Raw genomic sequence first — 7,287 nt, 5'->3', positions numbered from 1 at the left:
GGTCGGAGGGGATGTCCGGTGAGCCGCCCGCAGGACCCGGAGCGAACAACGGGGCTCCCAACCTCTGGGACCAGGGCCGCCCGCGCCGAGGACGGCTTACCGGGCGTCCCCTCCGACCCACCACCCACAACCCGTAGGCGCACCGGCGCCGGCCCACGGCAAACCCGCACCGGCCCCAGCCCACGGCAACCCGCACCGGCCCGAAGCCCACGGCAACCCGCACCGACCTCAGCCCACGGCAAACCCACACCGGCGCAAGCCCACGGCAACCCGCACCCCCGCGCCCGCTGCCGCAAACGGCCATGGCCTGCATAAAGTGGCGAGGACACAGTGCACGCACGTATCACCCACCACAGCAGGAGGCCGGCGACCATGAGCGACGCGAATTCCGAGCCGCAGGGGCCCGAGACGATCGAGCACGCACACGACCCCGAGGTGCTGCAGCTCGCGGCCAAGGTGTTCGACCTGGCGCGGCACGGCGACACCGACACCGTCGCGGCATACGTGGACGCGGGCGTACCCGCCAACCTGACGAACGACAAGGGCGACTCGCTCGTGATGCTGGCGGCGTACCACGGCCACCCCGCCACCGTGGAGGCCCTGTTGCAGCGCGGCGCCGACGCCGACCGCCCCAACGACCGCGGCCAGACCCCGCTCGCCGGCGCGGTGTTCAAGGCCGAGGACGAGGTCGTCAAGGTCCTGGTGGCACACGGCGCGGACCCGGCGGCGGGCACCCCGTCGGCGATCGACACGGCCCGGATGTTCGAGAAGGCGGAGCTGCTGAAGCTGTTCGGGGCGGAGTGACCCGGCCGGCGGCCCGGTAAGCGAGGCTCCGGCGGACCGCCCGTAGGCGAGGCCGGGCACGGCGCCCGCCACGCTTGACCTCAAGCTCGCTTGAGGTCCTAGCGTCGAGCCCCGACGGCACCCCGCCGCTCACCGGCTCACGCCGCACACCGCACGCCACGAAGGGCCCCGCATGTCCGAGCACCCGTACCGCCTCGCAGTGATCATCAGCAGCACCCGGGAGGGCCGGTTCGCGCCCGTCATCGCGAACTGGTTCACCCGGCACACCGAGAGCCACCCGCACATCGACGTGGACGTCATCGACCTGGACGCCGTCCGCCCGTACGAACTCCGTTACGGCAGCGAGGAGTACGAGTCCTTCGCCAAGAGTGTCGACGAGGCGGACGCCTTCGTCGTGATCACCCCGGAGTACAACCACTCCTTCCCGGCCCCGCTCAAGCACGCCATCGACCTGCTGCACCCCCAGTGGCAGGCCAAGCCGGTCGGCTTTGTGTCGTACGGCGGGATCTCCGGCGGCCTCCGCGCCGTCGAGCAACTGCGGCTGGTCTTCGCCGAGTTGCACGCCACCACGGTGCGCGAAACGGTCAGTTTCCCGCTCGCCGGCAACCTCTTCGACGACACCGGCCGCCTGCACGACCCCGCTCCGGCCGCACAGGCCGCCGACGCCCTGCTCAACCAGCTCACCTGGTGGGCGGTGGCCCTCCGTGAGGCCCGTGCGACCCGCCCGTACGGCGGTTAGGGAGACACCCCCTAGGGGCCGGCGCGCCCGCTACTTCTCGCCCTCGGGCCCGATCGCCCGGTCGACGAGTGCCGAGATCAGCCCCTCAGTCTCCTCGTCCGGCACCACCCCGGGCAGCGTGAGCTGCTCCAGCATCAGCCCCGTCATGGCGAGATAGATCAACACCACGGCGGTACGGTCACCCGGCAGCCCGCCCTCCAGGTGGAAGCGGATGTCGTCGTCGAGCGTCGCCCGGATGACCCGGGTCAGCTCCGCCCGCAGCTCGGGCCGCCGGGTCGCCTCCAAGCGCAGCTCCAGCATCGCCAGATAGCCGGTGCGGTTCTCCGTCACCCGGCGGTTGATCCACCCCATCAGCTCGGCGACCAGCTCCCGGCTCGGCGGCGCGGCCATCACCGCGGTGACCTCGTCCGGGTCCGGCGCGATGCGCTGGTGAATCTGCGCGGTGACCTGAGCCAGCAGATCGTCCCTGCTGGCGAAGTAGTTGGAGGCGGTGCCGTTGGGCACGCCCGCGGACGCATCGACGGCCCGGAACGTCAGCCCGCGCGCACCGTCCCGCGCCAGCACCTCGATCGCGGCATCCACCAGCGCAGCCCGCCGCTCAGGATTACGCACCATGTCGTCCACCTCGCACCATGTCGCCCGTCTCCTCCTTCTCCGGCTTCCCGGACTTCCGCCGGACTCCCCCGCCCCTCCGGACGCCCGGAAAAATTCTTCTCCGAAAAGCACTAGCAACCACTACAGTCAAAGTACTACAACTGGAGTTGTTGCGCGGTGGACCGGCCGCTGCCAACGGAGAGGATCACCATGCGCTTCGCCAAAATCGGCACCGCCCTGCTCACCGACGACGTCGCCGCCAGCACCCGCTTCTACGCCGACCACTTCGGCTTCCACCCGCTGGCGGAGCTGGACTGGTACGCCAGCCTCCAGCACCCCCAACACCCCGAATACACCCTGGACTTCGTCCAGCGCGGCCATGAGGCCATGCCCGCCAGCTTCCGCACCCAGGAGACCGGCGGCGTACTGCTCGGCTTCCTGGTGACGGACGCCGCAGCCGAGGAGGCCGCCCTGCGCGCCAAGGGCGTATCCATCGCGGAGCCCCTGCGGGACGAGCCGTGGGGGCAGCGCCGCTTCAACGTCTGGGGCCCCGAGGGCACCCTGATCGAGGTACTCCAGAACATCGACCCCGACCCGGAGTGGATGGCCGCTCAGGGCCTGTGAGCGCCCCTCACGCCGAACTCCCTTACCCGCCGGGCCGGTACGCGTCCGATACTTGGCCCGGCAAGGACCACATCAGGGGAACGCCCTGAGCGCACCCAAGGGGCCGTACGAATGCGGGCTGGACGCCGCGGTGGATGTCATCGGCGGCAAAGCGCCATCCGGCAGAGGCCTGAGCCCCGGCTCTCCCGCTTCCAGGGCCTTCGGCCGCACGGTCACCGCGGGATGCGGGCAGGAAAGGTCCGCAGAAATTCCTCCTGAGCCGTCGCCATCCGCCGGTCCTGCGAGCCCGCCGATCCTACGAGCCCGCCGCCCCCAGGAACCCGCCGCGCCCGCCGCGCCCGCCGCGCTCAGCTCTCGGGGGGCCGCTCCTGCAGCGCCCAGCCATTGCCGTCCGGGTCGCTGAAGTAGACGAACGAGTTCCATGCCCCGCCGGGGCCGTCCGCCATCGCGCCGTCCTCGACATGCTGCACGGGGCCGGCCGCCACCCCCCGTTCGACCAGTTGCGTGCGGGCCGCGGCGATGTCAGGGACCACCAATTGCAGCCCCTGCAGCGATCCTGGCTTCGCTTCCGTGACACCGCTGCCCGCGCCGATGACGATCGAGCAGCCCGATCCCGGCGGTGTCAGCTGCACAATGCGCGCCTCGTCGCCGATGCTCATGTCGTGATCGACGGCAAAGCCCATCTGCTCGCTGTAGAAGTACTTCGCCCGTTCCACATCGGCGACCGGAACCGGCACCAGTTCGAGCTTCCAGTCCATGGCGCGCCTGCCTTCCGTACGGGCGACGGCCCATGAACAGCGGCCGTCGGGACCGGCCTTGTCGCGCTGCAAGAAGTCTAAGGAGCGGGGCGCGCATCCGCGCATCCATTGACGGAGTGAGTACTCACTCCGTACGGTCGGGCCATGACACCTCCCATCTCCCGTCGACGCGCCCCCGGCATGAGCGTCGAGGAGCGTCGCGCCATGATCGTGGCCGCCGCGCTGCCGCTCGTGGCGGAGTACGGCGCGGCCGTCACCACCAGCCAGATCGCCCGCGCCGCCGGCATCGGGGAAGCAACGATCTTCCGGGCCTTCAAGGACAAGGACGAGGTGCTGGACGCCTGCGTCGCCGAGGCGGTCGGCACCGACCATGTGCTGCGCGAACTCGCCACGATCTCCCTGGACGAGCCGCTCGCCGACCGGCTGTCCGAGGCCGCCGAGGCGCTGCGCGCCCACATGGAACGTATGGGCACCGTCGTCGGCGCCCTCCACGCCTCGGGACACCGCCGGGGCCGCGGCACCGAAACCGGCACCGGAACCGGCATCGGCACCGGCACCGGCACCGGCACCCGGGACGGTGAGGATCCGCCGCCGCCGGACAGCCGGGCGCAGTCCGTCACCGCCCTGCGCAACGCCGTCGTCGAGCTGATCGAACCCGACCGGGCCGCCTTCCGCCTGAGCCCCGAGAAGGTCGCGGCCGCCTTTCTGGGCCTGCTCCTCACCCGGCTGCAGGCTCCGGCGCCGGAGGCCGATGCGCCGCTCACGCCCGAGGAACTCATCGCCGTACTGCTGCACGGCACCCTCAACGCCCCCGGGAGCGCCAGATGACCGTGACCCTCAACCACACCATCGTCCCAGCCGCCGATCACCGTGCGGCCGCCCACTTCTTCGCCTCGGTCATGGGCCTGCCGGAGCTCCCGCCGGCCGGCCGCCGGGGACATTTCCTCCCGGTCCGGGTGAACGAGACGCTCACCCTCGACTTCATGACCGCGCCGGACCTCGAAGGCCATCACCTCGCCTTCGACGTCGACCCCGAGACGTTCGACGGAATCCTCGCCCGTCTCCAGGCCGCCGGCATCCCCTACGGCAACGACCCCACCGCGCCGGACAACGGCCGGACCGACCATCCCCTGTGCGCCCGCGGCCTGTTCTTCCGCGACGACTCCCACAACCTCTACGAGGTCATGTCGCCGAAGTGAGTGACCGAGCCACCGAATTCGGGCGCTCCCCTCCCCTTCTCAGCCCCCCAGCCCGCAGCCGCAGGCCCGTCAGCCGTCAGCCGTCAGCCGTCAGCCGTCAGCCGTCGACGAACGTCATGCTGACCTCGTCGTAACGCGTTCCGGCTATCTGGCCTGCCGGGGCGGCGGCGTCGATCGCGGCGAGCTCTTCGGCGGTCAGCTCGATGGCGAGCGCGCCGAGGTTCTCTTCCAGGTACTTCTGCCGGCGGGTGCCAGGGATCGGCACGACATCGGCCCCGCGGTGCTGCACCCAGGCCAGGGCGAGCTGTCCGGCGCTGACGCCCTTCTCGGCGGCGAGTTCATCGAGCTTCTCCACGATGGCCAGGTTCTGCTCCAGGTTGCCGTCGGCGAAGCGCGGCTGGCTGCGGCGCACATCGGACTCCGGCAGCCCCTTCACCGAGGTGTAGCGCCCGGTCAGGAATCCGCGCCCGAGCGGCGAGAACGGCACCAGACCGATGCCGAGTTCACGGCACACCGGCGCGATCTCGTCCTCCAGATCGCGCGTCCACAGCGACCACTCGCTCTGCAGCGCGGCAATCGGATGTACCGCATGCGCCCGGCGGAGAGTCACCGCACTCGCCTCGGACAGCCCGAGGTGCCGCACCTTGCCGGCCGCGACGAGTTCGGCCATCGCGCCGACGGTCTCCTCAATCGGCACCTCGGGGTCGACGCGGTGCTGGTAGTAGAGGTCGATGTGGTCGACCCCGAGCCGGCGCAGCGATGCCTCGCAGGCCTCGCGTACGTAGGCGGCGTCGCCCCGGATCGCGGTCGGCTCACCGAGTCGGTTGGCGAATCCGAACTTCGTGGCCAGCACCGCCTCGTCCCGCCGGCCGGCGATGGCCCGGCCGATCAGCTCCTCGTTGTGTCCCGCTCCATAGAAATCGGAGGTGTCGAGGAGGCTGACGCCGAGGTCGAGCGCGCGGTTGACGGTCGCGACCGACTGCGCGTCGTCCGACTCCCCATAGCCGTGGCTCATGCCCATGCAGCCGAGCCCCTGCGCGGAAACCGCCAGCTCACCGAGGTGACGGGTCGGGGTGTTCGTCGTGGTCATGCTGCTGCTACCTCCTGGACGTACGGCGGACGGATCTGGATCTCGGCACCTGAGCCCTGAGCCCAGAGCCCCCGAGCCATGAGCCCAGAGCCCACGGGCCCTGAGCCCAGAACCCTCAGTCCGGGGCCCTGAGTTCGGGGCCCCTGTCGTCGGGCCGGTTCCGGAATCCCGTCCCGGACGGTATGAGTTGGAGCGCGCTCCAAGTCAACATGGCTTCATCCGGGCGCTGGTCGGGCACGCACCGAGCCTGCCCCGGCGCCCCAGGTAGCCGTCCGTCAGCGGCCCTGCCCTCCGCCAGCCTCCGCCAGCCCGTTTGCGGCCCTGCCCTCCGTCAGCGCCCGCCAGCCTTCGTCAGCCCCGTCAGCGACCCCGCCCTCCGCCAGCGCCGTCAGCCTCCGTCTGCGGCCCCGCGCTCCGTCAGCGCCCGTCAGCCCCGTCTCCCGCTATCGCCCGCAGCGCCTGGCAGTGCGCGGCGAACGCGGTGCGGCCGCCGGGCGTCAGGGCGAGCCAGGTCCGCGGGCGCTTACCGACGTACCCCTTGGTGACGGCGACGTAGCCGGCCTTCTCCAGGGTGGCGACCTGCCGTGACAGGACCGAGTCGCTCACCTCGACGGTGTCGCGGACGAAGGCGAACTCGGCCTTGTCGGCGGCCGCCAGGGTCGCCACGATGGAGAAGCGGACCGGGGCGTGGATCACCTCGTCGAGTTCGTGACGCGGATGTGCCCCGTGACGCGTTTCGGTCACCGTCGCGCCTCCAAATAGCCGCCTATCAGCCCGGGAAGGGCCACCACCACCGCGCCGGGTACCCACCACGACGCAGCACCCTGATACCAGAAGAGGCCGGGCAGCAGCACCGCGAGATAGAGCACCGCCCACGCCGTGATCAGGCCGGCATGCCACCGTCCGAATCCGCGCCGGGAAACGCGCTGCCGGGCCGCGTAGACCGACAGTCCCACGACGGTGGCAACCCAGAGGCCGATGCCGATCGCCACCCCATGGGGCCGGCCCAGCAGCCCGATGGACAACACCATGACCGCGGCCGCGCAGCCGTAGATCACTTGATACCAGACATACCACTTCGTGCCTTTCCGCACTGTCGAGCCCAGTTCCTGCGCTCGGGCCAGTGCGGCCGCCGCGTCCCGTGAGGCGTACTCCGCCATGCCAGTCCCCCTGAGTGACGTTCCGCTGCCGCTGTTTCCTTCTGGCGCCTTGTTGTCCTTCTGGCGCCCTGTTGCCCTTATGGAGCCTCGGAGTCGCGCTCTGGACCACCCGGCTCGTGTTCTCGACCACCGCGTCGCACTCGACCACCACCACGTCGCACGCCGGATGTTCCGAGTCGCCCCCCGACCTCCTGCATCCAGCGTGACAAATACTTTCCAATCTGACAAGTACTTTCCAGCCATGTGGAGTTGTCCCCTGAGATCGCGATCCGCTGCGCCCGGGAGGCGGGGAGGGGAGAGGGGAGAGGAGAAAGGGGCG

The 7,287-nt window shown here is 70.7% G+C and carries 10 protein-coding genes; 5 read left to right on the top strand and 5 right to left on the bottom strand.

Going from position 1 to position 7,287, the window contains the following annotated elements:
• The first annotated feature begins 372 nt into the window (after window positions 1–372).
• Together AB0C46_RS39380 and AB0C46_RS39375 are read left to right on the top strand one after the other, a co-directional pair.
• Window positions 373–804, top strand: coding sequence for an ankyrin repeat domain-containing protein (locus tag AB0C46_RS39380; protein WP_362833933.1), 432 nt, complete (start codon window positions 373–375; stop codon window positions 802–804).
• Window positions 805–976: 172 nt separating this feature from the next.
• Window positions 977–1,543 carry an NAD(P)H-dependent oxidoreductase gene (locus tag AB0C46_RS39375; protein WP_362833932.1) on the top strand — a complete coding sequence of 189 codons (567 nt, stop codon included), beginning with the start codon at window positions 977–979 and terminating at the stop codon, window positions 1,541–1,543.
• A gap of 30 nt (window positions 1,544–1,573) precedes the next feature.
• Here AB0C46_RS39375 and AB0C46_RS39370 read toward each other — a convergent pair whose 3' ends face one another.
• Window positions 1,574–2,158 (bottom strand): TetR family transcriptional regulator, encoded by a 585-nt coding sequence (locus tag AB0C46_RS39370; protein WP_362833931.1) that lies wholly within the window; start codon window positions 2,156–2,158, stop codon window positions 1,574–1,576.
• A 189-nt stretch (window positions 2,159–2,347) separates the two neighbouring features.
• Here AB0C46_RS39370 and AB0C46_RS39365 point away from each other — a divergent pair, with 189 nt between their 5' ends.
• Window positions 2,348–2,761, top strand: coding sequence for a VOC family protein (locus AB0C46_RS39365; protein WP_362833930.1), 414 nt, complete (start codon window positions 2,348–2,350; stop codon window positions 2,759–2,761).
• A gap of 347 nt (window positions 2,762–3,108) precedes the next feature.
• Here AB0C46_RS39365 and AB0C46_RS39360 read toward each other — a convergent pair whose 3' ends face one another.
• Complete coding sequence (locus AB0C46_RS39360; RefSeq protein WP_362833929.1) at window positions 3,109–3,519, bottom strand: VOC family protein; 411 nt, start codon at window positions 3,517–3,519, stop codon at window positions 3,109–3,111.
• A 204-nt stretch (window positions 3,520–3,723) separates the two neighbouring features.
• Here AB0C46_RS39360 and AB0C46_RS39355 point away from each other — a divergent pair, with 204 nt between their 5' ends.
• Both AB0C46_RS39355 and AB0C46_RS39350 read left to right on the top strand, forming a co-directional pair.
• Window positions 3,724–4,347 (top strand): helix-turn-helix domain-containing protein, encoded by a 624-nt coding sequence (locus AB0C46_RS39355; RefSeq protein WP_362833936.1) that lies wholly within the window; start codon window positions 3,724–3,726, stop codon window positions 4,345–4,347.
• Window positions 4,344–4,718: a VOC family protein gene (locus AB0C46_RS39350; protein ID WP_362833928.1), complete on the top strand. Its 375-nt coding sequence runs from the start codon at window positions 4,344–4,346 to the stop codon at window positions 4,716–4,718. The genes AB0C46_RS39355 and AB0C46_RS39350 overlap by 4 nt, the downstream gene beginning before the upstream one ends.
• A gap of 97 nt (window positions 4,719–4,815) precedes the next feature.
• On the opposite strand, the gene AB0C46_RS39345 is transcribed toward AB0C46_RS39350, so the two are convergent.
• From AB0C46_RS39345 to AB0C46_RS39335, 3 genes are all read right to left on the bottom strand, one after another.
• The gene (locus AB0C46_RS39345) at window positions 4,816–5,808 is read right to left on the bottom strand and encodes an aldo/keto reductase (RefSeq protein WP_362833927.1); all 993 of its coding nucleotides are present in this window, start codon (window positions 5,806–5,808) and stop codon (window positions 4,816–4,818) included.
• A 417-nt stretch (window positions 5,809–6,225) separates the two neighbouring features.
• Entirely contained in the window at window positions 6,226–6,552 is a 327-nt protein-coding gene (locus AB0C46_RS39340) for a transcriptional regulator (RefSeq protein ID WP_362833926.1), read from the bottom strand.
• Window positions 6,549–6,968, bottom strand: coding sequence for a hypothetical protein (locus tag AB0C46_RS39335; RefSeq protein ID WP_362833925.1), 420 nt, complete (start codon window positions 6,966–6,968; stop codon window positions 6,549–6,551). Before AB0C46_RS39335 ends, AB0C46_RS39340 begins: the two co-directional genes overlap by 4 nt.
• Window positions 6,969–7,287: the final 319 nt, after the last annotated feature.

It is taken from the genome of Streptomyces sp. NPDC048637 (assembly GCF_040650675.1).
In the GTDB taxonomy this organism is placed as follows: Bacteria; Actinomycetota; Actinomycetes; order Streptomycetales; family Streptomycetaceae; genus Streptomyces.
This window is presented reverse-complemented; position numbering and strand designations above follow the sequence as displayed.